The organism is Candidatus Saccharibacteria bacterium (assembly GCA_016432585.1).
GTDB lineage: Bacteria > Patescibacteriota > Saccharimonadia > Saccharimonadales > Saccharimonadaceae.
Genome location: CP066696.1, coordinates 694,204 through 717,622, shown reverse-complemented (window position 1 = coordinate 717,622; position 23,419 = coordinate 694,204). Strand labels below are relative to the sequence as shown.

27 protein-coding genes and 1 riboswitch are annotated in these 23,419 nt (G+C 47.8%); of the genes, 23 read left to right on the top strand and 4 right to left on the bottom strand.

Translation table 11 applies throughout. From position 1 onward, the window contains the following. Positions 1-13 precede the first annotated feature (13 nt). The 5 genes from HZB75_03890 (at position 14) to HZB75_03870 (ending at position 3,728) form a co-directional block, all read left to right on the top strand. Positions 14-742, top strand: coding sequence for a HAMP domain-containing histidine kinase (locus tag HZB75_03890; GenBank protein QQG50646.1), 729 nt, complete (start codon positions 14-16; stop codon positions 740-742). Further along, on the top strand, positions 739-1,113 hold the full coding sequence (locus HZB75_03885; GenBank protein ID QQG50645.1) for a response regulator: 375 nt from the start codon (positions 739-741) through the stop codon (positions 1,111-1,113). Before HZB75_03890 ends, HZB75_03885 begins: the two co-directional genes overlap by 4 nt. Further along, positions 1,110-1,784 carry a DNA repair protein RecO gene (gene recO, locus HZB75_03880; protein QQG50644.1) on the top strand — a complete coding sequence of 225 codons (675 nt, stop codon included), beginning with the start codon at positions 1,110-1,112 and terminating at the stop codon, positions 1,782-1,784. The genes HZB75_03885 and recO overlap by 4 nt, the downstream gene beginning before the upstream one ends. A gap of 81 nt (positions 1,785-1,865) precedes the next feature. Further along, complete coding sequence (locus tag HZB75_03875; GenBank protein QQG50643.1) at positions 1,866-3,215, top strand: glycine--tRNA ligase; 1,350 nt, start codon at positions 1,866-1,868, stop codon at positions 3,213-3,215. Between the two features lie 45 nt (positions 3,216-3,260). Further along, the gene (locus HZB75_03870; protein QQG50642.1) at positions 3,261-3,728 is read left to right on the top strand and encodes a type II secretion system protein; all 468 of its coding nucleotides are present in this window, start codon (positions 3,261-3,263) and stop codon (positions 3,726-3,728) included. A 37-nt stretch (positions 3,729-3,765) separates the two neighbouring features. Here HZB75_03870 and HZB75_03865 read toward each other — a convergent pair whose 3' ends face one another. Together HZB75_03865 and HZB75_03860 are read right to left on the bottom strand one after the other, a co-directional pair. Beyond that, a complete protein-coding gene (locus HZB75_03865) occupies positions 3,766-4,179 on the bottom strand; it encodes a hypothetical protein (GenBank protein QQG50641.1) in 414 nt (137 codons plus the stop codon). Continuing rightward, a complete protein-coding gene (locus tag HZB75_03860) occupies positions 4,179-4,712 on the bottom strand; it encodes an ImmA/IrrE family metallo-endopeptidase (GenBank protein QQG50640.1) in 534 nt (177 codons plus the stop codon). Before HZB75_03860 ends, HZB75_03865 begins: the two co-directional genes overlap by 1 nt. Before the next feature lie 149 nt (positions 4,713-4,861). Between HZB75_03860 and HZB75_03855 the strand changes: the two genes are divergently transcribed. The 6 genes from HZB75_03855 to HZB75_03830 all read left to right on the top strand — a co-directional run bounded on the left by HZB75_03855 (position 4,862) and on the right by HZB75_03830 (position 9,185). Then, positions 4,862-5,527: a hypothetical protein gene (locus tag HZB75_03855; GenBank protein QQG50639.1), complete on the top strand. Its 666-nt coding sequence runs from the start codon at positions 4,862-4,864 to the stop codon at positions 5,525-5,527. 26 nt (positions 5,528-5,553) lie between these two features. Then, complete coding sequence (locus tag HZB75_03850; protein QQG50638.1) at positions 5,554-5,967, top strand: ribonuclease HI; 414 nt, start codon at positions 5,554-5,556, stop codon at positions 5,965-5,967. Positions 5,968-5,972: 5 nt separating this feature from the next. Next, complete coding sequence (locus HZB75_03845) at positions 5,973-6,374, top strand: hypothetical protein (GenBank protein QQG50637.1); 402 nt, start codon at positions 5,973-5,975, stop codon at positions 6,372-6,374. A 44-nt stretch (positions 6,375-6,418) separates the two neighbouring features. Then, on the top strand, positions 6,419-6,946 hold the full coding sequence (locus tag HZB75_03840; protein QQG50636.1) for a hypothetical protein: 528 nt from the start codon (positions 6,419-6,421) through the stop codon (positions 6,944-6,946). Between the two features lie 67 nt (positions 6,947-7,013). Further along, a riboswitch (SAM riboswitch) is annotated at positions 7,014-7,112 on the top strand. After that, the gene (locus tag HZB75_03835) at positions 7,108-8,121 is read left to right on the top strand and encodes a methionine adenosyltransferase domain-containing protein (GenBank protein ID QQG50635.1); all 1,014 of its coding nucleotides are present in this window, start codon (positions 7,108-7,110) and stop codon (positions 8,119-8,121) included. It overlaps the preceding riboswitch by 5 nt. 83 nt (positions 8,122-8,204) lie before the next feature. After that, entirely contained in the window at positions 8,205-9,185 is a 981-nt protein-coding gene (locus tag HZB75_03830) for a DUF4868 domain-containing protein (protein QQG50634.1), read from the top strand. Here HZB75_03830 and HZB75_03825 read toward each other — a convergent pair. Beyond that, the gene (locus HZB75_03825) at positions 9,182-9,700 is read right to left on the bottom strand and encodes a prepilin-type N-terminal cleavage/methylation domain-containing protein (GenBank protein QQG50633.1); all 519 of its coding nucleotides are present in this window, start codon (positions 9,698-9,700) and stop codon (positions 9,182-9,184) included. The two genes, HZB75_03830 and HZB75_03825, sit on opposite strands and share 4 nt — an antisense overlap. Before the next feature lie 63 nt (positions 9,701-9,763). Between HZB75_03825 and HZB75_03820 the strand changes: the two genes are divergently transcribed. After that, the gene (locus HZB75_03820; protein QQG50632.1) at positions 9,764-11,287 is read left to right on the top strand and encodes an AAA family ATPase; all 1,524 of its coding nucleotides are present in this window, start codon (positions 9,764-9,766) and stop codon (positions 11,285-11,287) included. 42 nt (positions 11,288-11,329) lie between these two features. Beyond that, positions 11,330-11,935 (top strand): CDP-alcohol phosphatidyltransferase family protein, encoded by a 606-nt coding sequence (locus HZB75_03815; protein ID QQG50631.1) that lies wholly within the window; start codon positions 11,330-11,332, stop codon positions 11,933-11,935. Here the strand turns inward: HZB75_03815 and HZB75_03810 are convergent. Next, entirely contained in the window at positions 11,904-12,803 is a 900-nt protein-coding gene (locus tag HZB75_03810; protein ID QQG50630.1) for an LssY C-terminal domain-containing protein, read from the bottom strand. The genes HZB75_03815 and HZB75_03810 overlap by 32 nt on opposite strands. A gap of 46 nt (positions 12,804-12,849) precedes the next feature. Between HZB75_03810 and HZB75_03805 the strand changes: the two genes are divergently transcribed. From HZB75_03805 to HZB75_03760, 10 genes are all read left to right on the top strand, one after another. Further along, the gene (locus HZB75_03805) at positions 12,850-14,109 is read left to right on the top strand and encodes a glycoside hydrolase family 1 protein (GenBank protein ID QQG50629.1); all 1,260 of its coding nucleotides are present in this window, start codon (positions 12,850-12,852) and stop codon (positions 14,107-14,109) included. Positions 14,110-14,112: 3 nt separating this feature from the next. Beyond that, complete coding sequence (locus HZB75_03800; GenBank protein ID QQG50628.1) at positions 14,113-15,135, top strand: YvcK family protein; 1,023 nt, start codon at positions 14,113-14,115, stop codon at positions 15,133-15,135. Beyond that, on the top strand, positions 15,125-15,820 hold the full coding sequence (locus HZB75_03795; GenBank protein ID QQG50627.1) for a hypothetical protein: 696 nt from the start codon (positions 15,125-15,127) through the stop codon (positions 15,818-15,820). Before HZB75_03800 ends, HZB75_03795 begins: the two co-directional genes overlap by 11 nt. Positions 15,821-16,095: 275 nt before the next feature. Then, the gene (locus HZB75_03790; protein ID QQG50626.1) at positions 16,096-16,458 is read left to right on the top strand and encodes a cell division/cell wall cluster transcriptional repressor MraZ; all 363 of its coding nucleotides are present in this window, start codon (positions 16,096-16,098) and stop codon (positions 16,456-16,458) included. Positions 16,459-16,785: 327 nt separating this feature from the next. Further along, positions 16,786-17,703: a 16S rRNA (cytosine(1402)-N(4))-methyltransferase RsmH gene (rsmH, locus tag HZB75_03785; protein ID QQG50625.1), complete on the top strand. Its 918-nt coding sequence runs from the start codon at positions 16,786-16,788 to the stop codon at positions 17,701-17,703. Between the two features lie 166 nt (positions 17,704-17,869). Continuing rightward, positions 17,870-18,220: a hypothetical protein gene (locus HZB75_03780; GenBank protein QQG50624.1), complete on the top strand. Its 351-nt coding sequence runs from the start codon at positions 17,870-17,872 to the stop codon at positions 18,218-18,220. 6 nt (positions 18,221-18,226) lie between these two features. Continuing rightward, positions 18,227-19,975 (top strand): penicillin-binding protein 2, encoded by a 1,749-nt coding sequence (locus HZB75_03775; GenBank protein ID QQG50623.1) that lies wholly within the window; start codon positions 18,227-18,229, stop codon positions 19,973-19,975. Between the two features lie 6 nt (positions 19,976-19,981). Further along, positions 19,982-21,010, top strand: coding sequence for a phospho-N-acetylmuramoyl-pentapeptide-transferase (mraY, locus tag HZB75_03770; GenBank protein ID QQG50622.1), 1,029 nt, complete (start codon positions 19,982-19,984; stop codon positions 21,008-21,010). Between the two features lie 4 nt (positions 21,011-21,014). Next, positions 21,015-22,322 carry an FtsW/RodA/SpoVE family cell cycle protein gene (locus HZB75_03765; GenBank protein QQG50621.1) on the top strand — a complete coding sequence of 436 codons (1,308 nt, stop codon included), beginning with the start codon at positions 21,015-21,017 and terminating at the stop codon, positions 22,320-22,322. Beyond that, positions 22,249-23,403: a UDP-N-acetylglucosamine--N-acetylmuramyl-(pentapeptide) pyrophosphoryl-undecaprenol N-acetylglucosamine transferase gene (locus HZB75_03760; GenBank protein ID QQG50620.1), complete on the top strand. Its 1,155-nt coding sequence runs from the start codon at positions 22,249-22,251 to the stop codon at positions 23,401-23,403. The genes HZB75_03765 and HZB75_03760 overlap by 74 nt, the downstream gene beginning before the upstream one ends. The last annotated feature ends 16 nt before the right edge of the window (positions 23,404-23,419 follow it).

Below are 23,419 nucleotides of genomic sequence, written 5' to 3'. Positions count from 1 at the left end.
TATGAAGGGGAGTATGGGACAGTCGTCAAGGCAGCAAGAGGCAGTTCTTTTTGGGGAACTGTCTTTTGCCGTTACGGCGGCGCATGAGCTAAAGGCGCCACTTGCGCTTGTGCGTCAGTTATCGCTGGCGCTTGAGGCGGATAATGTACCGCCGGCAGAGCGTGAGCGTATGATGCGGCAAATAGTTCTTGTGAGCGAACGAGCGCTGCGGCTCACAACCGATCTCTCGCGGACGGCTCGCCTTGAGGAAGGACTATTTCAGCTCGAACCGCTCAATCCTATTCAAATTTGTGAAGAAGTTGCGCACGAACTAGCGCCGCTCTACAAGGCAAAAGGGCGTGAGATTCGTGTTGCGTCGCGCTATAAGCCGATTCTTGCTGTTGCGAATCGCGACTTGCTTCGGAGGATTATGCTGAACTTTGGCGATAACGCCTTGCATTATGCGTCGGACAGCGCGCCTGTGGAGCTTCGTGCGGGCTCGTGCGAGGGTGGAACGAAAATACGCCTTGGCGTGCGAGATTATGGTCCAGCTGTGCCGCCAGATATGTGGCAGCGGCTTCAGGCGCAAATTGGTACTGGGGTACAAGTACTTCACACGCGGCCGCAAAGTAGTGGCCTTGGGTTGTATGTTGCCGGGCAATTTGCTGGTGCTATGCAGGCGAAAATTGGTGCTACTCGCCACCGCGACGGCGCAACGTTTTATGTTGATGTATCTGCCTCGACGCAGCTGAGCTTGCTATGACAAAAACGCCCTTCGTTCTTATTGTTGAAGATGATGATTGGCTGGCAGAGCAGCATGTGCGAACACTGACTGGCGTTGGTATGCGCGCCGAAAGTGTCCCGCATGCACTTGCCGCTATCGACGCTATAGATACGACAACTCCAGACGCTATTGTTCTGGATGTCCTTTTGGTAGGCCCAAATGCTTTTACACTGCTTCATGAGCTTCGTTCGCATGCCGATTTGATGGCGATACCCGTGGTGATTTGCAGTAATAGCGCGGATCAATTGGCGCAGGAAGACCTAGCGGTATATGGCGTGAAGATCGTACTTGATAAGGCAACTATGAAACCAAATGATCTAGTGGTAGCTATCCGAAAGGTACTTCCGTGACAGCTAATCGGACGCGCGCTATTGTGCTGCGTCGCACAAATTATGGCGAAGCGGATAGAATCTTGCAAGTTCTCACCCCAGAAGGAAAACGAAGTGTTATTGCGCGCGGTGTACGGCGCGAAAAAAGCCGCCTTGCTGGCGGCATAGAACTGTTTGCGGTGTGCGATATTGTTATTACTAAGGGAAAAGGAGAGCTGGGTATACTTACGTCGGCGCGGCTCGTGCAATTTTATCGCCACATTCTTGAGGATTACGACAGAATGCAATTTGCGTACGAAGCGGTAAAGCAGGTCACCAAGGCGAGCGAGATGATGGATGAGCCCGAATGGTATGATATTTTGGCCGAGGTGCTTATGGCACTCGATAGCAAAACTTGTTCGCGCCAGCTGACTGAAACATGGTTTTATCTGCGATATGCGGCAATGCTAGGACACGAGCTGAGCCTGGCTCACGATGTGAACGGCGAGCGACTGTCTGCCGATGCCCGTTATAATTACGACGTTGCCGAAAAGGGCCTTCGAGCTGCGGTAAACGGCGAGCTGACTGCGGATCATATTAAATTTTTACGACTTGTCAGCGCGAAACCGCTAAAGACGCTGGCTCAAGTGGGTGGTCTTGAGGGTGTACTGTCCGACTGCTGGTTGGTTGCGCGGCAGCATGCGGCGGTATAGATACGCGGAAGCCTGATATCTTACGGCATTCGAAGTCCTGTTGTATCAAATGCCTTTCCTCTCTGTTATAATCAGAACATTATGGCAGGACAGAAAAACGAGAAAATGGAAGCAATCGTATCTTTGGCGAAGCGCCGAGGCTTTATTTATCAAGGCTCGGAAGTTTACGGCGGACTAAGCGGAACCTGGGACTACGGTCCACTGGGCGTCAGTCTTAAGCGCAATATTATGCAGCTTTGGTGGAAAATGTTTGTTGATTCTCGCGACGATATGTATGGTGTTGATGCTGCTATTCTTATGAACCAAAAGGTATGGCAGGCTAGTGGGCATGTGGATACGTTTGTTGATCCTCTTTGTGAGGATACGGTTAACAAACGCCGCTATCGCACGGATCATATCCTAAAAGACAAGGGAATCGACCCAACGGGTATGAGTATGGCACAGATGGATGAAGCGGTTCGTGAAAACGGAATCAAGAGTCCAGATGGCAACCCACTCAGTGAATCACGCACCTTTAACATGATGTTCGAAACCCACGTAGGGCCTGTAGCCGATGATTCATCGGTAAGCTACCTCCGCCCTGAAACGGCCCAAGGTATTTTTACCAACTACAAAAACGTTGTCGACAACTTTTATCCTGACTTACCATTTGGTATTGCGCAGCAGGGAAAGGCGTTTCGTAACGAGATTAGCCCACGAGACTTTATTTTTCGTTCACGCGAGTTTGAACAAATGGAAATTGAATATTTTGTTCACCCTGAAAAGTGGGCCGAGAGTTTTGATGCGCTACTAAAAGACATTTACGAATTTCTTGATGCGCTTGGTTTGCCGCGCGAGAACATTCACGAACTAGAGGTTCCTGAAGAAGACCGTGCGCACTATAGTAAACGTACGATTGATATCGAGTTTGATTTTCCTATCGGTAAAGAAGAGCTGCTTGGCCTTGCGTATCGCACTAGTTTCGACCTTGATAATATTCAGCGCGTCTCTGGTAAGAGCATGGAATACGGTGTAAAGGGGACGAACGAGCGTTTTGTTCCGCATGTGATTGAGCCGAGTTTTGGTGTTGAACGTGCGCTTATGGCGGTGCTTTCCAGTGCATATACCGAAGACGAAGTAAACGGCGAGAAGCGCGTGTTTCTTAAGTTTCCAGAGCATTTAGCACCGGTAAAATACGCCGTGTCACCACTACTGAAAAATAAGCCAGAGCTGGTAGAAAAAGCCCGTGAAGTGTACCAAATTCTTAAAAAGAAGCACGGAAATGTCATGTGGGATGACAACGGAAATATCGGTAAGCGCTACCGCCGCCAAGACGAAATCGGCACGCCATACTGCGTCGTGGTTGACTTTGACAGTCTTGAGGATAACTCGGTGACGATTCGTGAGCGCGACACGACAAACCAAACTCGCGTTGCTATCGATACTTTATAGTAGATCAAAACATCATCAATAGCGTAAGGGGTGGATTACGGAATTATGAGCAATAAACGGCAGCAAGGGTTCACAATTGTTGAACTGTTGATTGTGATTGTTGTTATTGCGATTTTAGCGGCGATTACGATCGTTGCCTATAACGGCATTCAGGCCCAGGCTAAAGACAGTGAGCGGACATCTGATGCGCGGCAATTTGCGCAGGTTGTAGAGGCATATTATATCGACAATGGCTTTTATCCGCCGTTTAACAACGGTACGATTGGCGTGGCGCTGAGTTCGTGGCGCACCGCTAATTTGCCGAGCATGAAAGATGGTCTCATGATTCCTCCGGGGGTGACTGCTATTACGCTGGTAAACAATAAAACCCCAACTGTAGGGGAATATGGGTATCATAATGACGGATCGTGTACCGGAACAGGTGCGAGCGCGCGCTGCACGGAATTTGGTTTTTACTGGCGGAGTGATGTTGACGGTTTAATAAAGACGCAGCTCAGTCTTCACGGACAATAGTGGCGAATCGCTTTAGCTGAGTGATTCATCATTTACGCTATTTCGTCTTTTTGGGGAATAGATAGTTAACGGCGACAAATAGCATAGCGGTTATCTGGGCGATTGTTACAGAAGTAAGAAGGTTGAAGCTCCACTCTTCTAGGGCGAAATTAAAAAGGTGAGTTGCCTGACAAAAGGCAAATCCAAAAATTATTATGGTTTCGCCCGCAAGGAAAACAAAAAGGCGATCGAGAGTCAGTTTTTTGAGCCGTATATCTTGTTCGGTGTCATCGTTTTTTAATTTTTTTTCGCGAGCCAATTCATCTGAAATATTTGAACGTTTTGGGGCTTTTGTGCTTCCAGCGACAACATAACGACCACTGGTTGCAGGAGGCGTTTCAAGGATATCGTAAAACTTTTGAAGCTTTTGCGAATAGGCTTCATCGGGGTTGTTTTTTTGAACGGCGCTCATTAGCTGACAAGCTCCAATTCGGTAAGGCGAATACTCATGGCGATCGTTGAAACCTTGAACAACCTTGCGCACTCCTCGATATCATGAAGGACGTCCCATGCTTCCTCTACAAGGTGCGAGGGCATAATAAGCGCTGCGGCAAAGTGGTTTGCCTCGGTTTCGATTTGTGTCTGCATGGCGGCATCGTCGAGGCGGTAGAGGATATTGCTATTGTCGAGCGTCTTCTCGCCGTCTACTAAGCCTTTTTTTGTTTTAAGGATATCTTGGTGGAGAAAATAGTGGCCTAGTTCGTGGCCGAGGGTAAAGTGCTGCCTATTAACGCTTTTTGTTGAGTTGATAAGAATACTGTAGCGGTTGTCCTTTTCTTCGTAGAGTATGACGCCCGACGCCGAATCATCGTCGAGGTCGACATAGACAACATCAAGATCACCCCGGTCTTTTGTGACGTTTTCGTAGGGAAACGGCGTTAGCTTTTCGGGGTTATATTGTGCCGCATAGTTTTCGGCAAGAGAGTTGATTTCTTTATGACGCATTACCTTTATTGTAGATCGCGGCGCCCTATTAAGGCAATAGCAGCGTCGAAATGTCATATTTACAATAGTCGTAAGATATTTTTTAAAATGTACATTCTATGCGTATATTGCACGCGATGACAGGCGTGCTATATACTAGTAATATCTAAATGGAGGACGTGTACACCATGAAAGATGACGAGTTGATTGATGAAATGAGCAATCTATCCAACGAGCCGTCTTCTGGAAAACCGTCCACCTACGACTTGCTGCTGGAACAGAGCAAAAAAATGGGTGTTGTGGCAACAAAAGCGTTTCACGAAGTAAAAGATATTTTAAATAGAGACATACAATTTACCTCGGCCGAGAGATTCTTAAATGGGTTTCCGCATACTACAAAAAAGCAAAAAGAACTCGATGCAGCAGCTAAATTGAAGAAGACAATAAAAAGATACCACCAGGTGCTTGGCGCCGCCCGCACAGTGTTTCCGATAAAGTTGTTTCCAGATGACATTGTGGTGGACCGCACGAAGATAAGTATTATAAAACGCGACTTTTTTTGGACATCGAATGTGATTAGCTTTAGGGTAGAAGATGTTCTGAACGTATCGTGCAGTATTGGCCCGCTGTTTGGATCACTCACCATCGCTAGCCGTGTTATGAGCTCGGTTGACCATTTTCAAATCAACTACCTCTGGCGAAACGACGCGATCCGGATGAAGCATCTTATTCAAGGTCATATTATCGCAAAGCAGAGCAATCTCGAAACGGACAAGCTGACGCGAGAAGAGATGATAGAAACGCTTTGCGAACTAGGTGTCGATTCGGATAGGTAGCTGGGCGAGTACGCTATACTGAAATAATGATAACCTACTACACAGATGGGAGCTGCAGCCCCAACCCCGGTCCTGGCGGATTTGCCGTTATTAAAGATATGGAACCGACCGTTTTTGGTCACGAGATGGATTCGACAAATATTCGCATGGAAGGAAAAGCGCTTATTGCGGCGCTGAAAGACGCGAATGGTGCGGATTGTGAAATTTATACCGATAGCGAATTTTGGATTAATGTCATTACAAAATGGTCGCTTGGCTGGGAAGCTAATGGGTGGAAAAAGAAGGGCGGCGAGATTAAGAACCTCGATATCGTAAAAGAGGTTTGTCCCTTATATCGTGCGTCGAAGGCAAAATTAATTTGGGTGCGTGGTCATGTAGGCGATAAAGGAAACGAGCTTGCCGACGAATGGGCGAACAAGGCGCGCGAACAGCGGCTATAGGTAGCATGGCAGAATACTTTGAGGGAAGCTGTAGAACCCAGAGGCGAGAAGACGGGAGCTATGCGTCACTTGATCTTGTGAGGGCACGCTCTGGGGATCGCGTCACTATTATTACAGAGCAGGGAACACACACGCTTATAAAGGGCGAGGTCGAAGAGTATACGGCGGCACTGGAAGGGTGGATTCGGGAAGCTGGTGAGCAGGTATTAGGGTCGACGACGTTAGTATTGCTTGAGAAAACAAAAAACGGCCCGTCTTTTTTAACGCCGCGTGTTGTTTTGCGCGAGGGTATTGAAGTGGGGGCTGTTGACACGCTTTCGGATACGCCAAATGTTATTCGCAGCCTTGGGGTTGTTGGGGCAATTGCTGCAGTCTCACGTATCGATGTAGATCACCATGCGCTATAATTTTTAACAAAAAGAGACCCCCGTTACCGGAGAACGCCAAATGAATGGCGTTGCAACCCAGTAACGGGGGTGCGTCTCTTTTACAGCTACTGCGGTGGGAGGAAGGCGAACTTGTAGGCGGTGGAGTTCCAGTTGTTCGGGTTGCCGTCTCGCGGCATGGAGAGGATCTCCACGATCCGCTCCAGAGTCATGGGGAGGCGTCCCGGGAGGAATTCGGTGAGGAAAACCCCGGTGTCGTGCGTGGCGTGGTCGACCATGCCGCACAGCGGGAAGCCCTTGATGATCATCTTCCAGGGCTGGAAGATGTCGATGCCACCCGTAAAGGTGAGGCTTCGCTCGGCGCTGCTTACGATCACTTCGCTCCAGGTGACGCCCGGCAGGTATTCGCCCACCTTACGGGCGAAGTAGAGAGCGTTGCGCATGTCGTCGGACTCGATGGTGACGACACCGTTGGCGTCGTCAATAACGATGGTCCGATTGAGTTCGTCTCCGAACAGGGTTGCGGGGTCGAGCATGGTGCTGTTACCAACCTTCGTTTTGTTGCAGGTGCAAAAGGACTATTTATATTATAACATATGACTAGTAAAGAATCAAGCTTGTGGTGAATGTATCTGACGTGTGCTATACTCAAAAAGCTAACTAATATCAAGAGTGCGACGAGGGACTGGCCCTATGACTCGCCAGCAACCAGCAGCAATGTCAGGTGCTAAATCCAGCCCGATAAGGGAATGATATGCATATTCTTGTAGATTCTTCTTTTGTTGGGGCAGATGAAAGGAGTTTTATGTCTGCTATTTATAATTATCGAACTGCCGAGAGTGTCTCGCCAAAGCATCCGGATAAAATTTGCGATCAGATCTCTGACGCAATACTTGATGCGTATATCGCAAAAGATCCACTTGCCCGGGTTGCGGTTGATGTCGCGGGTGGTCACGGTCACGTATTTGTTACAGGCGAGGTAACGAGTAAATTTGCCGATGTAGATATTGAAAAAATCGTAAGGCGTCTGGCGGGAGAAGTAAAAGTGTTTGTTCATATCGCTACGCAAAGTAGTGAGATTGCGCAGGGTGTGGATACTGGTGGTGCGGGCGACCAGGGGATTATGATTGGGTATGCAACAAGTGAGACTCCAGAGTTTTTGCCGCTAGAAGTGGTATTGTCGCGAGAGCTGAACCAACATTTGTACCAAAGATGGTCATTTGACGGTAAAACACAGGTGACGGTAAGTGACGGGCGGATTGTTTCTGTTGTTGCAAGTTTTCAACATGCAAAAAAGGCCGAGCTACGTGTCGCTGTAGAGCAGTGGGCGAAGCAATATGGAGGTGCCGAGATATATCACATTAACCCTAGCGGTGATTGGGATTTGGGCGGGTTTGATGCTGACGCGGGTTTGACGGGCCGCAAGCTGATTGTTGATAATTACGGGCCGCGGATCTCAATCGGTGGCGGCGCCTTTAGCGGAAAAGATCCAAGTAAAGTAGATCGCAGTGCGGCGTATATGGCTCGCAAAGTGGCAGTTGATTATCTTCGTGCTCGAGAAGCGAGTGAGGTATTTGTTCGACTTGCCTATGCTATTGGTGTGGCCGAACCCCTGGAGTCGACAGTTATTATTGACGGCGTCCACGAAGAGATACAAGGGTATGATCTGACGCCTAATGGGATAATTACAGCGCTCGACTTACGTCGTCCTATTTACGAACAAACGGCGCAGTATGGTCATTTTGGCCACGGTTTTGACTGGGAGTAAATAAAAGGCCGTAAAAGCACTGGCGTGATTGGCTATGGGTACGGTACAATAGTAGCAATTAAAGTCAAAACGAAAGCTAGAATATGGAAAACCAAAGCCCTGAGCCTACCGATATTTTTTTGTGGGCAAATAACACCGATGGAATTAAAAAAGAACTCGATGTAGAATTCTTTTTGTTTAACAAAAACTACACTCCATACACAACCAATTTTACGAGTGATTTAAATGCGCAAATTAAGCCGTTATTCCTGTACGATCTCATAAACTTTGTCACTATGGGTGCGGGAACTGGTCTTTCTGTTCGCGACTATGAGCTTTCGGATGGCGAGGAGAACACGCTCCTTCGAACCGATCTTGTAAAGGTGGGTCGTGCCGAGACGCTTCTGCATATTATTGAAAAAGAGCGCCATGATATTGTTGAATTCTCGCAGGAAGAGCACGAATTTAAGCGTGTGAAGGGTATTGTTGCCAAGTTTACTCATAAAGACACACCTGACAAGCCGTTTTATGTTATCAAGGCGATTAGCCAAGGACAGGTACTGAGTGGCGCAACTTCTTGGGAGTTTCGCGATGGCAAGTTCGGCGCTTTTCAGGCAGATGTTGGTATTAAAATGCCTTCAGACAATCAGGTTTTGATTGTTAATAAAGATATTTTTGTGTTTAATCAGGGAAAATTTGAAAAGCTATTTAACTACGATTATAAAAAACAGGCACTCGCTGACCAAAAGGTAGAAGAGATTGAAAAGCAATTCAAACTGAGTTTTCCTGACGGTCTTGATTTGCAATCGCTTGTTCGTGAACGCAAGAAAATTGTAAATAAACTGCAGAAAATGGAAATCGGTGCCGTCACCCAAGAACAGGCAATAGAGTATGCCGATACAATGCAGCTAGAGTTGATGACTGATGATGCAGGCGCGATTATTATTATGGATGGCAACGATCTTGATACGTTCGTAAATCTTATCAACGAAGATTATATCGTTAGCGAAATTACCGGCAAACGCTACGAGATCAAGAGCAAAAAGCTGCTCGACGATCCTGACGGCGAACCTCCTCGAGGTTAATCTCGTTCCAGGGCGACGCGGCAAAGGATACGGCCTGCGCCGTCGCCCCATACATAAAAGGTACCGCCTGGACAATCCGACGCCGTACCATTTAGCACGGCTGTAAGATGGATAACATCTGAATAGTATTCGACGTATGGTCCAACGGTCCCATTTACGGGTACTCGTGAACCCGAGAGTGGCGGATCGTATGTTTTTAGTATATCCATAAGTGTTGCAGAATCAGCTTCGGTATAGAAATTGACCGCTTGGGTGTAGTCGCGGCATTTCTGGTCTGGAAAGCCCGTTCCTAGGCAGTAGCCGCCATCGGCAACGTCTGGGTAGATGCCATTATTCGTGCCTTTATACTGCACAAAGGCTTTTTGCCAAGCCTTTAATTCGTTAATGCGCTCGACATTTTGTGCTCGGGTGCGAGATCCGTTATAGGCAACGATAACGATTGTTGCAAGAATGCCAATGACGACAATGATTATAATAAGCTCGACAATAGTAAAACCGCTTTTGCTTTTTCGCATAGTCTTACTATAGCACCGCCAGAGCCTCGCGCGAAGCACGAAAGGTGTGTATACTTAAAGTAAATGGATCAAGGTTTGGCGCTCGAGATTATGCTTTCTGGGGAAAGCGTGTTGCTAACTGGCCCGGCCGGGGCGGGTAAGACCTTTGTGTTGAATCAATTTGTCCGATTATCGAAACACCAGGGCAAGCATGTATCAGTAACGGCCACGACAGGGCTCGCTGCAACACATCTTGGCGGCACAACTATTCACAGCTGGGCGGGAATTGGTGTTTCGGATCATCTACCTGGCGGATTTGCCGAGCATGTCGCCAAGGGGCGACGAGAGATTATTGAAAAGACAGACGTCTTGATTATTGATGAGATATCGATGTTGCATGATTTTCGGCTAGACATGGTTGATGAAGCTTGTCGGTTGATACGACGTAAGGATGCTCCGTTTGGTGGTATTCAGGTGATAATGAGTGGGGACTTTTTTCAGCTTCCGCCTATTAACCGCGACGGTTCGCGAGTGGGTGGATTTGTCGTGCATAGTAATGTTTGGCGTGAGCTCGATCCATCGATTTGCTATCTTCAGGAGCAGCATCGTCAGGACGACGAAGAATTACTAGAAATTTTAAACGCGCTGCGCGCCGGGGAAATACGTCGTCATCACGCTGAAAAACTGTTGGCACGAACCGAAGAGCAGCCACCTGAAGATATGGTTTTAACCGAACTTCACACAGTGAATGTTGATGTGGATAGGCTTAATGAGGCCAAGCTAAAAGAGCTTTCAGGTGACGAACTTTTTTATACAGAGACGACCACTGGCTCTGCAAACTATGTGGAAAATTTACAACGCTCAGTACTTGCCCCAGAGACACTTCATTTGAAGGAAGGTGCGCTGGTAATGGCCGTAAAAAATGCAACGGATCGGAAATACGCCAACGGTAGTATCGGTACGGTTGTCGAGTTCGAGCAAGGTACAGAATACCCTGTTGTAGAGTTCCGGAATGGTAATAGGGTCACTATGTCGCCAGATACCTGGGAGCTTCGCGATGGCGATAAAAAGCGTGCCAGTATCACGCAAATACCACTCCGTCTTGCCTGGGCAATTACTGTCCATAAAAGTCAGGGAATGACGCTTGATGCGGCGCGAATTGACCTTCGAAAAGCCTTTGTAGAGGGTATGGGTTACGTGGCTTTGAGCCGAGTAAAAAATTTGCGCAACCTCTATTTGACTGGTATTAACCGCATGGCCCTGGCCGTGAGCGAAGATGCCCAGAATATCGATGAGATGTTACGGCGGCGAGCCGCAAGCGACACTAAAAAGTTTGCGCACCTTGCCCAAAAAGCAGAGGTTCGTAAAACGACACCCGAACCGCAAAAGGAAAAGACGACAAACTCGGGATGGGCTGATAAAATCGCAAAAATGCGCGAGACATATCCGAACGCGTACCGACCATGGAAGCCCGATGACGATACCGTGCTAAAACAAGAGTTTCAAAACGGTGTATCGGTAAAGGAGTTAAGCGACAAGCTGGGTCGCCATGAAGGAAGTATTATTATGCGCCTACAGAAGCACTTTGGGGAAGATGTTGTTTCATAGCGTGCATTTGCAAATTACTACCGCCGGGGATATGATGAGCTAATGGAAAAAACGACACATCACGGCTGGGAGCTACCTATAAAAGAGACACTGTTCACGTGGGCGTCGCTTATGACATTCGTGCGTACGGCTATTGCTGTGGTTCTTGCGGTGCTCGCTGCAATGCAGAGTAGCGAATTACTTCTTTTTGCCGCGATCGCGGTGTATTGGGTCGGCGATATCGCCGATGGAATAATTGCGCGAAAATTACATCAAGAAATGCGCAGTGGTGCAGTGCTTGATATTATGGCAGACCGTCTGTGTGTCGCGATTATTTATCTGACCTATGGCTTTATGAACCCAGAAATGATCTGGGCAATCGGTATTTATCTTTTTGAGTTTATGTTTATTGATGGGTTTTTGTCTCTGGCATTTTTGTTCTGGCCGTTACTGAGCCCGAACTATTTTTATCTTGTTGATAAGAGAATTTTCGATCTTAACTGGTCGCCGCTTGGCAAGGTGGCGAACTCGTCATTCTTTCTTTTTGCCACCGTCCTTATTGGATCGCCGCTACTAAGCGCGGCAATCGCGCTTGCTGTAACGGGTATAAAAATCTACTCGCTTCGTCGTTTGTATGCTATAGGACTTCCTGTTCCGAAACATCGATAGGCAGTTTTGGTATAACCAACGCCTTCAGCTTGACGACTTTGATAGTGCCGTCGCATAAAAATGTATTGCCGAGAGTTTGGCCGCGAAACGAGAATGGCTCGCCAGATTCTACTGTTTTTACAGAGGTAACGAGGCCTGCCGAGGTGAGGTTGCTAATGATAAGGTCGCGCTCTTTATCGGTATCTGGGTCGTTTTTATGAGTAATCTGGCCGTAGCGCCATCGAATCCCGATAGGTCCGGTGTCGTCGATTGCGGCGCCAATCCAGATTTCTTTTTGAAGCCCGAGCAGATGCTTAAGGCGTTTGTGCCAAAAGTCGAAGTGGGTTGCATGGTTGGCGTCGGGCTCAGGAACTTCGAGGCGCCAGAATCGCACATGATGACGTGATCGGGCGCTCATGTGACCATTGGCGGGTTTTTGAAAGCCGACATCGAACGATCGCCCGAAAAGGTAAAGATTGCTAAACGGCGCATTGGGGTATGGCTGATTAAAAAGAATAGAGTAGGCTTCGCGGATTGCATTTCGCAGAGTAATAGGGTCGGCCGTGTACCAGCCAGCGCTTTCCATAGATTGTATGAGGTGCTTTTTACTGCGTGCGACAACAGCGATATTAACAGGGTCGGCAGGCCAACCGTCACCCGAGGTTACATAAAGCGGAATATGATTCGGCTTAATAACGAGGCGGAATAGCCGTATAAGTGCGGGAATGGCTATATAAGCAAGGAAGCAGTAAATGAGGAGGAGTGCGATAAATGCCGGAAGGCGGGAGTCGGCATACGGATAGATCTTAAAAAGACTTGCCCACACAAGGCCGACGCCAATTCCAAGAATAATGACACGCCATAAGACACGAAAGATGAATCCAAACATGTCGTCATTATACACTGCCAGTAGGTATGGCGTATAATAAGATGGTATGCAGAAAAAACCTCAGTTAGCTTTCCCTAAAAAATTCCTGTGGGGTGCTGCCATTAGCGCGCATCAAGCAGAAGGCGGCACTCATAACCAATGGACGGTATGGGAGTTAGAAAATGCCAAATCGAAGGCTGCGCAAGCTGCGTATCACTTTGAAGACCTTGATAGCTGGCAAGACGTTGAAAAAGAGGCGAAGGATCCGAATTCATATGTTTCGGGTAAAAGCGCTGACCACTATAACAAGTTCGAAGAAGATTTTGACCTGTTGAAAAAAATGAACATGAATGCGTTTAGGTTTAGCGTGGAATGGTCGCGAGTTGAACCTGCCGAAGGCGCTTGGAATGTTGAGGCGGTAGAGCATTATAAGCACTACGCCGCTGAACTGAAGCGACGTGGTATCGAGCCGGTTGTGACGCTCTTTCACTTTACGTTGCCGGTATGGTTTGTAAAGCGGGGTGGGTTTGAAAACCGCGCCAATGTAAAATATTTCGTCCGCTTTGCGGATAGGATTATTCGCGAGCTAGGATCGAGTGTCAGGTTGATCATTACTATTAATGAGCCTGAAATCTACGCCAACGAAAGTTATTTGGCCGGTAACTGGCCACCAAATATCACCAGCAAACCAAAGGCGTGGCGCGTTATAAACAATCTTGCCTATGCGCACAATAAGGTGGCCGAGGCGCTTCATTCGATCAACCGCCGCTACAAAGTATCAATTGCTAAGAATTCAAATTATTTTTATGCCGGTGACGATGCGCTACTTAGCCGTAAAAGTACTGATTTTATGCAATATTTTCAAGATGATTATTTTCTAAAAAAAGTTGTGAAAAATTGTGATTTTCTGGGTGTTAATTACTACTTTAGCAATCGTGTTTACGGGTATAGGGTGCATAATCCCGATGAGCGAGTGAGTGATCTTGGGTGGGATTTGAGTCCGGGTGATATCCAGCACGCACTGGAGCGTCTTCATGAAAAATACCATCTTCCTATTATTATCACTGAAAATGGCCTTGCCGATGCTGGCGATGCCCACCGCCAATGGTGGCTGACGCAAACGTTGATTGCCATGCAAAAAGCAATGAGCAACGGGGTTAAACTAGAAGGATATCTTCACTGGAGTCTGCTCGATAACTTTGAATGGGACAAAGGCCGTTGGCCGCGTTTTGGGCTAGCCGAAGTGAATTACGATACCAAGGAGCGAAAACTTCGGCCGAGCGCTATTTGGTTTGGTAAAATAATTAAACATTTGCGAGAGAGCTAAGATATGAACGAACCTTTTCCGCGGAATGATATTAAAATCACTGTTATTGGGGGAGGGACGGGTAGTTTTACCCTTTTGAATGCACTGAAAGACTATACTCACTCTATTGCGGCCGTAGTGAACATGGCCGACGATGGCGGTAGTACTGGCGTGCTTCGCGATGAGCTGGGAACGTTGCCCCCTGGGGACGTGCGGCAGTGCTTGGTGGCGCTTAGCGAATCGTCGAAAGTGCGCGATTTATTTAACTACCGGTTTGAAGAGGGGACATTTAGCGGGCATGCCTTTGGCAATGTGTTACTAAGTGCGCTCGAAAAAATGACCGGCAGCTTTACCGAGGCTGTCGAGACGGCATCCGAGATTTTGAGAGTTAACGGGGTTGTTTTGCCGGCGACACTCGATGATGTGCGGTTGAAGATGGAGTGGCCTGGGGCAAGTGTGATTTTGCGGGGAGAGCGGGTGATTGACGCTGACTATTTTGAGCACGATCCGCGAAAAGCGACACTAACTCTTGTTCCAAATGCAACGCCCAATCCAACATGCCTTGCGGCTATAGAGCAGGCCGATTTAGTGGTTATTGCGCCGGGCGATCTTTACACCTCGCTGGGGCCGCTGCTTATTATTGATGGTATTGGCCATGCATTAAAAAATACAAAGGCAACAACCGTGTATGTTTCGAACCTGGTGACGAAAAAGGGCCAGACAGAAGGATTTACAGTAAGTGATCATGCCGATGAGATTGAGCGTTTTGCTGGCGCGGCGTTTCTCGACTACGTGCTTTATAACGAGCAGGTGCCAGAAAATGAACTCGCCAAGCGCTACGAGGCGGAGGATGCATACCTGGTTCCGATTGACCGTGATGTTCTTGCAAAGAAGAGTTACAAAACGGTGGCAGGTGATTTTTTGGGAGCTATGGCCTCCGAGCACAAAGGTGATATGCTACCAGTAACACGCTCACTCATACGACACGATTCGAGCGCGGTCGCTAAAGCGATTATAGGAATATACAACAATGCCAATGGAAGATAAAACATACGCCGATACATTTTTTGTTCTTGATTTTGACCGTTGTCTTGGTAATACGGATAGGTTTCACCAGATTTTAGAGCGGGTCATAACGGAAGAAACGTCGCTCACTGCCGAAGAGATTCAAACCGGAAGGCGACTTATTGAAGAGGTGGGAAAGTCATTTGACACCATCAGCTTTATGCGCAAAAGTCTTAAAGACAGAGGAAGCTCGACATCATGGCTCGATATTCAAAAGCGGTTTGTTGAACAGGCTAAAAAAGAGGACGTGCACCAGCCATTTGCAAACGAGTTACTTGCAATGCTTGATAAAATGGATATTCCCTATGGAATTGTTACCTACGGGGGCGAGACATGGCAGCTGGCAAAACTAGAGGCTGCTGGATTTTTATCTATCCCGCATATCGTTACTAATATTAAAGAAAAGGGCGAATTACTGTCTGGCTGGAGGCGAGACGATGGCTTTATTATTCCTCCGGCACTAACAAAGGATTTTCGGCCCCTACGTGTGAAGAAAATTATATTTCTTGACGATAAGGCGGTTAGTTTTCAGGATATGCCCGAGGGCGTCGTGGGAGTTCATATTCAAGATCCGAGCGGAGAAGTGTTGCCGTCTCAGGCGGGAACGTTGCCTGCGGGCGTTACGAGCGTCACGGGCTTAAAAGGGGCGCTCGAACTCTTGTTTTAGCCGGGTTGTGGACAAGATATCCAAGAACGCGCTCTTTGCTATAGGGAGCGTTTTTTGTTGACCACTGTTGGCTATTATGGTTATCCACAAATCTGTGGATAAAGCCTGTGGGTAACTATAAGCAATATAAAATTGGGGGTTGTCGTGGGTAGTTGTGGGTATTATAGTAAGACCAGTGGAAAGAAGTGGGTAACACCACCAAACAAAACAAACACCACTAGCATTAAAATAACTAAGCGTGAGCCCATACGGCAGAAGGCAATCCCACAAGCGGAATGGATTATTTCGAACGAAAGCTTGACGACAAGCGTCGGTTAACAATACCGACCGAGCTTCGAAATGAATTCGCGAGTGGCGTTGTACTAACCCGAGGGTTTGGTAAGTACCTCCACCTGTACCCACAAACGGTATGGGATAGGGAAGTCGAACCTGCGCTGGGTGGAAGCATTCTCGATGAGAGAGTTGCCGACCTCAACGTACGATTCAGGCGCGGAAAAACCGGTGCAGAGCTCGACCAAAAACAAGGTCGCGTAACGATTGAACAACACTTGCTCGATTATGCCGGAATTGATCGTGAGCTGATAGCGGTTCGTGCTGGAGCATATTGGCGGATTTTACCCGCAGATGCCGACGTATAGTTACTAGCTGCCTTTGTTCTTTAATAATTCGGACCACAGATAGTAAAGAGATACAACTCTCGAGATCAACTATCTGGCAGTATGGGTAGTGGCTATTCGGCACCACATTAAAAAGCGCCGACGCACCTTCCTCTAAACACAACACCTCCCAAAAAACTCCACCTCACACACATAAGTCTCTCAACCAAACGATTATGAGTTACACAGTAACCAAAGTACGTTTGGACACTTATACACAAAAACAAACACACCAAAAAAACAAAAATATCCTGCTGCCAGTTAGGTGATCTCGAGTAAACGCCAATACATGTTATAGTAAAGGGGTTTATGAGTATCAAAGAACATCCACCACAACAAGAGGTTCCACAGGAATTTCGATTACATGTTCCGGTTTTACTAGATGCGACGCTTGAAGCACTTCACCCTAAAGAGGGCGAGAATTATCTCGATCTCACGGCTGGGTACGGTGGTCATGCGAGGCGCGTCTTAGCTTTAACCGAAAACTATGCTGACTCTGTTTTAGTTGACCGCGATAGTTTTGCAATTGCAGAACTTGGTGAGTTTACTGAAAAAGGTGTCAGGCTACTGCATACCGATTTCGTCGCCGCTGCAAAACAGCTCGTCGAGGAAGGGAAGCAGTTCAATATCATTCTTGTTGATTTGGGGGTGTCATCACCACAGCTCGACAAAAGCGAACGAGGGTTTTCCTTTACAAATAGTGGTCCGCTCGATATGCGAATGGATAATCGGCAAGAGGTATCAGCGAAAACGCTGGTAAATACAGCCTCAGCTGATGAACTAACGCGCATTATCAAGACATACGGCGAAGAACCGACCGGTTTTGCCAAGCGAATAGCGAAGGCAATTACCGAAAATCGGCCATTCAACACCACCGAGGAGCTCGCAAGCATCGTCAAGCAAGTTTACGTAGGCAAGTGGAAGAAAACCCACCCAGCTACGCGCACCTTTCAAGCGCTCCGTATCGCGGTCAATGAAGAACTGCGGCAAGTTGAAGAACTGTTACCGTTAATTCCACAGCTTTTAAAGCCAGGTGGAAGAATCGGCATCATCAGCTTCCATAGTTTAGAAGACCGGCTCGTTAAACAGTATTTCAACGAACAGAAGAATGCTGGTTACGAAGCCGAGCTCGACGTCCTGACCAAAAAGCCGATAGCAGGGGACATTTACGACGTTCACAATCCGCGTTCACGCAGTGCAAAATTGCGTGTCGCAGTGAAAAAATAAAACAAAAAAACGAAAGGGCAAAACACCATGCCAGTTCACATTCCAGTACAAAACGCATCAGTAGAAACACAAGTTACTGTCCGTTTTAACTAACAAACCCGAAGCGCCGGGCCGCATACAGCGGTCGGGCGCTTCACCAAAATAAAAATAAAGCTGAAAAATAAAAATGTCTTACCAACGATCTACACAATTTAGCCCACGCCGTTCAGGCAACTGGAATCGCAACCAAAATACCGTTGCATTTGCCTCGAACATCAAACTCGGCCCCGTGACGCATACGGTGCTTGTTGCTCTTATGATTACAGTGCTCGGTTTGATCTACCTTACGCAGGCTACTCGTGCGACCAGCTACGACTACGAAGCGCAAAAGATCGACAGCAAGATTGCCGACCTTACAACGCAGAAGACTGACCTTGAAGTTGAAAACGCGCGCCTTACTGCGCTAGAAAACGTTCAAAACAGCAGCGTTGCCAGGGAGATGACGACTCCGGCTCAGACAGACTATGTAAGCCAATAGGAAACTATGCAGCTAGATTTAGAAAAAGGAAGCCGGCCACGAATACTCGCCATATTAACCCTTGCGGTGATGGCGGTTTTTGTCGTACGGCTTTTTTACCTTCAGATTATTCAGCATGATCATTATGTTGATCAGGCACGCAAAGAGCAGCAGAAGCAATGGGTTCTTCCGGCGAAGCGTGGCGAGATTTACGCAATGGACGGCACGACACCAGTGCCTTTGGTGCTCAACGAGACCGTTTATACTGTCTTTGCCGACCCAAAAGTTATAGATGAGCCGCAAAAAGTAACAGACTTAATTAAGCGCGTCGCTGGTGGCAACGCCCGTTCTAATCTCGATGGCTTACTGGCCAAAAAAGAGACACGCTACCAAATACTTGCAACAAAAGTAACACGCAAGCAAGCTGAAATGATGAAAGAAGAGGGGCTTCGTGGTATTGGTTTTCAGGAAGAGAGTCAGCGCGTATACCCCGAAGGCAAGCTTGCCGCGCAAACGCTAGGGTTTGTGAATACTGAAGGGAAGGGGCAGTACGGGCTTGAAGAGGCGCTCAACGAGCGTTTAACGGGGCTTGACGGTATGCTCGTGTCGGTGACAGATGTCAGTAACGTACCTTTGACTATTGGCGACAAAAACATCAAGGAGCCGGCAAAAGACGGCGACGCAATCGTAACGACGGTTGATCGCAACATTCAATCGTATACCGAAAAAGCCCTTGCTGCTGGTCTTAAGCGCACTGGGGCGACAAACGGCAGTGTTATGATTATGGATCCACAAACAGGCAAGGTGCTTGCTATGGCAAACCTTCCTACCTATAGCCCAGGCCAATACAACAAGGTGACCGATGCATCTGCGTTTAATAACGCAACAATTAGTGCGCCATACGAGCCAGGTTCTGATGTTAAGGCGTTAACTATGGCCGTGGGGCTAGACAAAGGTGTCGTGTCATCGACTTCTACCTACAATAATACCGACTATATTAAGGTTGAGGACCGCACAATTACAAATGCCACAAAAGGGCAAACCGGCAATATTACATTCCAGCACGCGCTCAACTACTCGCTAAATACAGGGTTTGTCACCGTGGCGCAGCGCCTTGGCGATGGCAAAAGTATTAATCTACAAGCTCGCAACACCATGTACGATTATTTTCACAATAAGTTTGGCTTGGGAGAATTAACAGGAATCGAGCTGGCAAACGAAGCTAAGGGAACGGTGATTCCGCCGACCGATCAAGATGGTGGTGCTGTACGTTATTCGAACATGGCCTTTGGGCAGGGTCTTGATGTGACAATGGTTCAGGTGTGCGCAGCCTTCAGCACGATTATCAACGGGGGTACATACTATGCGCCAACCGTCATCGCGGGAACGCTCGACCCCGATACGGGCGTACTAAAACCTGCGGCTGCAAAACCATCGAGGCAAAATGTTATGAGCGCAAGTGCATCGAGCGAAATGCGCACAATGGTGCACGATGCCCGCGCTGCGTTTCACTCCTCTAAAGATAAAAAAGGGTACTACACCGGTGGTAAAACAGGTACTTCGCAAACAATCGAGAACGGAAAATATGTCAACGATCAAACGATTGGTACGTACCTGGGATTTGGTGGAGATAGCCAGAAAACGCCGCGATATGTCATAATGGTGCAAGTATCGGGCAAGCATATGAATCTCGAAGGCGGCAAGCACGCAATGCCGATATTCACAGATATCTCAAACTGGCTCCTCGACTACATGAAATTACAACCGAAGGGATAGAAAACGATGACGCTCATTGAACTAACACATAATCTTACGGCAATATTTACGCTCAGTGTGGGCGCGTTCCTGTTTGCCATGGTTTTAACGCCAATCTATACCTTTGCCGCGTATCGTTATAAGTTTTGGAAAAAACAGCGCACAACAAGCACAACGGGTGAAAAGCTAGAGGTTTTTACCAAGCTGCACGCCGACAAGTTCAAACGTAATATCCCTACTATGGCGGGAATTATTGGTGTGCTTGCGATTGCTGTTGTAACGCTTGGATTTAACCTTAACCGCGCTGAAACATGGCTGCCATTGGCTGCTCTGCTGGGTGGCGGTGCCGTAGGGCTTTTAGATGATATTATCAATATACGCGGGCAGGGGACTGGTGTTGCTGGTTTGCGATCGAGCCTGAAGTTTACGATGATCACGGTTCTCGCGCTTGCGCTGGCCTGGTTCTTTTACGTAAAACTAGGCGTTGATAGTGTGCACTTGCCGTTTCTTGGTGATCTTGCTCTTGGCTGGCTTATCGTACCTCTGTTTGTTCTTGCGATTGTTGCCACGAGCAACGCGGTTAATATTAGCGACGGGCTCGACGGTCTTGCGGGTGGGCTGCTTGCAATCAGCTTTGGTACATTTGGTGTTATTGCGCTTTTGCAAGGGCAAGAATTCTTGGCTGGGTTCTGTTTTACGGTTGTTGGTGCGCTTTTAAGCTACTTGTGGTTCAATATTTACCCAGCAAGGTTCTTTATGGGCGACGTTGGAAGCTTTGCCTTTGGCACAAGCTTGGGCGTGGTGGCTATGCTTACGAACACACTATTCCTTCTTCCAATAATTGGCGTTATCTTTGTTATCGAGGCGGGCTCAAGCTCTATTCAGATTCTTAGCAAGAAGATTTTTCACCGTAAAGTCTTTATATCAGCGCCAATCCACCATCATTTAGAGGCTTTGGGCTGGCCCGAGACAAAAGTAACAATGCGTTTTTGGGTGATTGCTTGTGTGACCGGATTTATTGGTATTTTGCTCGCGCTCGCTGGGGGTCACGTATAAAGTTATGAGGGTGGGACGACGACTAGGCGCGCTAGGCGAAAACGTGCAAGATGCTATTCAGCGTCGTCATCGTCCTGATTATAAAATCGTCCTCTATATGGGACTTCTCATGCTTTTGGGGCTTATTATCATGTACGCAATCGGCCCCCAGAGGGCAAATGTTCTAAACAATGCGTATGGCACCGATTTTTACACAAGTACGTACTTTTTTATAAAACAGACAGTCAGTTTATTGCTTGCGCTAGGTATGTTTATAGCGCTTGCCGTCATTCCGTTTGATGTTCTTCGGAAAAATGCTGTTAAGATACTTTTAGCTGGGCTTGCGGCATGTGTGCTGCTGTTTTTCTCGGGTGATTTATTAGGCCTGGGTATCGCGCAGTGTACGCTGGGTGCGTGCCGCTGGTTTGATTTGGGACCGCTAGGAAGTATCCAGCCGGCGGAATTGCTAAAGTTTGGCCTCCTTGTGTTTGTGGCGGGCTTTTTAGGGACACGCATGAAGCAGGGGCTTGTTAACGACCTACATAAGACCCTGATTCCACTAGGTATCCTTATTCTCATATCAGCAATTCTTGTTATTGGTATACAGCGCGATATGGGCACGGGTATTGCAATGCTCGCAATCGTATCAAGCATGCTTATGGTGGCAAATGTAAGCAAGAGGGTAGGGGTATTCCTGCTTGCAGGGGCCATTGCTCTTGGGGTTGTGATGATTATTATCGCGCCTCACCGCATGGAGCGCATAACGACCTTTTTGGCTGGCGACGCGAGCGAAAATATAGCCGTCGATGACGCGAATTATCACATTACCCATGCAAAGATTGCTATTGGTAGTGGGGGACTGTTCGGTGTAGGCATAGGCAATAGTGTACAGGCGACAGGGTACCTGCCCGAGGCTATTAACGACTCGGTTTTTGCGATCATGGGAGAGACATTCGGATTTGTAGGGCTGGTGGTAATTCTTCTGCTATTTTCTGCGTTACTTATGCGGTTACTCAAGGTAGCCGATCATCTTACGAACCCGTGGATGAAACTGGCGGTGGCTGGCGTGTTCGGATGGCTGGGCTCGCATGTTATATTGAATGTAGCGGCAATGATAGGGGTATTTCCATTAACGGGAATAACGCTCCCTCTTCTCAGCTTTGGTGGCACGAGCATGATATTCATTGCCGGCGCCTTGGGGCTAGCATTCCAGTTGTCGCGTTATACCGTTTATGGACCTGTAAATAAGGAGGATCGAAATGAAAATATTGGCAGTCGGCGGGGGGTCGGGCGGTCACGTTACGCCAGTAGTCGCAGTTCTTCGCGAACTTAAAAGGCGGCATCCAAAGGCCGAGATTCGATTCTGGTGCGATCGTAAATTCGCACCTCAGGCGCGAAGTATCATGGGTCACTTCGACAAGACAGTTCCGGTGCAGACTATTTTTTCTGGTAAATTCCGCCGGTACCACAACCTTCCGGTGTGGCGGCAGTTGCTAAGGCCAGTTTCGATTATTATGCCGAACATTCGTGACGGGTTCTTTGTTATCTGCGGGTTTATTCAAAGCATGATCAAACTACTGTTATGGCGTCCCGACGTTGTGTTTACAAAAGGCGGGTTTGTATGTTTGCCAGTAGGACTTGCCGCTAAACTTTTGAAGATACCTCTGGTTATTCATGATTCCGATGCGCATCCTGGCCTTACGAACCGCGTGCTTGCAAAGTGGGCTACGCAGATTGCAACTGGCGCACCCCTAAAGCACTACCCCTACCCAAAAGAGATTACCCGCTATGTTGGGATTCCTATTAGCACAGAGTTTACGCCAATCAACGAAGAAACTCGTAGGGATATTAAAAAGGACCTAGGTTTTGACCCAAGGCGCCCGCTTGTTGTTGTTACCGGGGGTGGATTAGGCGCCCGAAGGATTAACGATGCTGTTGCAAAGCGTCTCGACGAAATTCTTGAAATCGCCTCTGTTATTTTAATCTCGGGCAATGATCAGTACGATGAAATGCGTGCGGTGACACCAGAGGCCGACGACAGGTTTCAGCTCCATGCGTTTGTAAGTAGCGGTATGGCGAGTATGCTTGGAGCGGCCGATGTTGTCGTGACACGCGCTGGTGCAACGACGCTTCTAGAACTCGCCGCACTTGCTCGGCCGACTATTCTTGTGCCAAATGGCTACCTTACTGGCGGGCATCAGCTAAAGAATGCCGCCGCCTATGCTGAAAACGGCGCCGTAGAGGTTATCGACGAACACGAGCTCGAGGCGAATCCACAACTACTTGTCGATATGTTAACGTCGCTACTCGTTAATCCCGAACAGCTTAAGCGCATGAGTAAGGCGTTCCATGAATTTGCCAAGCCCAACGCCGCTATTGAAATGGCGGATATGATCGAAAGCGCAGCAAAATAAGCATAAATTTGTTACA

What these genes read in the sequence shown, in the direction of transcription:
- HZB75_03890 (QQG50646.1), top strand. Translation starts at nt 14, where the DNA reads ATGGGACAGTCGTCAAGGCAGCAAGAGGCAGTTCTTTTTGGGGAACTG.
- HZB75_03865 (QQG50641.1), bottom strand. Translation starts at nt 4,179, where the DNA reads ATGAGCGCCGTTCAAAAAAACAACCCCGATGAAGCCTATTCGCAAAAG.
- HZB75_03780 (QQG50624.1), top strand. Translation starts at nt 17,870, where the DNA reads ATGTCTTACCAACGATCTACACAATTTAGCCCACGCCGTTCAGGCAAC.
- HZB75_03860 (QQG50640.1), bottom strand. Translation starts at nt 4,712, where the DNA reads ATGCGTCATAAAGAAATCAACTCTCTTGCCGAAAACTATGCGGCACAA.
- mraY (QQG50622.1), top strand. Translation starts at nt 19,982, where the DNA reads ATGACGCTCATTGAACTAACACATAATCTTACGGCAATATTTACGCTC.
- HZB75_03870 (QQG50642.1), top strand. Translation starts at nt 3,261, where the DNA reads ATGAGCAATAAACGGCAGCAAGGGTTCACAATTGTTGAACTGTTGATT.
- HZB75_03810 (QQG50630.1), bottom strand. Translation starts at nt 12,803, where the DNA reads ATGTTTGGATTCATCTTTCGTGTCTTATGGCGTGTCATTATTCTTGGA.
- HZB75_03765 (QQG50621.1), top strand. Translation starts at nt 21,015, where the DNA reads ATGAGGGTGGGACGACGACTAGGCGCGCTAGGCGAAAACGTGCAAGAT.
- HZB75_03815 (QQG50631.1), top strand. Translation starts at nt 11,330, where the DNA reads ATGGAAAAAACGACACATCACGGCTGGGAGCTACCTATAAAAGAGACA.
- HZB75_03830 (QQG50634.1), top strand. Translation starts at nt 8,205, where the DNA reads ATGGAAAACCAAAGCCCTGAGCCTACCGATATTTTTTTGTGGGCAAAT.
- HZB75_03850 (QQG50638.1), top strand. Translation starts at nt 5,554, where the DNA reads ATGATAACCTACTACACAGATGGGAGCTGCAGCCCCAACCCCGGTCCT.
- HZB75_03835 (QQG50635.1), top strand. Translation starts at nt 7,108, where the DNA reads ATGCATATTCTTGTAGATTCTTCTTTTGTTGGGGCAGATGAAAGGAGT.
- HZB75_03875 (QQG50643.1), top strand. Translation starts at nt 1,866, where the DNA reads ATGGCAGGACAGAAAAACGAGAAAATGGAAGCAATCGTATCTTTGGCG.
- HZB75_03800 (QQG50628.1), top strand. Translation starts at nt 14,113, where the DNA reads ATGAACGAACCTTTTCCGCGGAATGATATTAAAATCACTGTTATTGGG.
- HZB75_03790 (QQG50626.1), top strand. Translation starts at nt 16,096, where the DNA reads ATGGATTATTTCGAACGAAAGCTTGACGACAAGCGTCGGTTAACAATA.
- HZB75_03825 (QQG50633.1), bottom strand. Translation starts at nt 9,700, where the DNA reads ATGCGAAAAAGCAAAAGCGGTTTTACTATTGTCGAGCTTATTATAATC.
- HZB75_03885 (QQG50645.1), top strand. Translation starts at nt 739, where the DNA reads ATGACAAAAACGCCCTTCGTTCTTATTGTTGAAGATGATGATTGGCTG.
- HZB75_03805 (QQG50629.1), top strand. Translation starts at nt 12,850, where the DNA reads ATGCAGAAAAAACCTCAGTTAGCTTTCCCTAAAAAATTCCTGTGGGGT.
- HZB75_03845 (QQG50637.1), top strand. Translation starts at nt 5,973, where the DNA reads ATGGCAGAATACTTTGAGGGAAGCTGTAGAACCCAGAGGCGAGAAGAC.
- rsmH (QQG50625.1), top strand. Translation starts at nt 16,786, where the DNA reads ATGAGTATCAAAGAACATCCACCACAACAAGAGGTTCCACAGGAATTT.
- HZB75_03760 (QQG50620.1), top strand. Translation starts at nt 22,249, where the DNA reads ATGAAAATATTGGCAGTCGGCGGGGGGTCGGGCGGTCACGTTACGCCA.
- HZB75_03820 (QQG50632.1), top strand. Translation starts at nt 9,764, where the DNA reads ATGGATCAAGGTTTGGCGCTCGAGATTATGCTTTCTGGGGAAAGCGTG.
- HZB75_03795 (QQG50627.1), top strand. Translation starts at nt 15,125, where the DNA reads ATGGAAGATAAAACATACGCCGATACATTTTTTGTTCTTGATTTTGAC.
- HZB75_03840 (QQG50636.1), top strand. Translation starts at nt 6,419, where the DNA reads ATGGCGTTGCAACCCAGTAACGGGGGTGCGTCTCTTTTACAGCTACTG.
- HZB75_03855 (QQG50639.1), top strand. Translation starts at nt 4,862, where the DNA reads ATGGAGGACGTGTACACCATGAAAGATGACGAGTTGATTGATGAAATG.
- HZB75_03775 (QQG50623.1), top strand. Translation starts at nt 18,227, where the DNA reads ATGCAGCTAGATTTAGAAAAAGGAAGCCGGCCACGAATACTCGCCATA.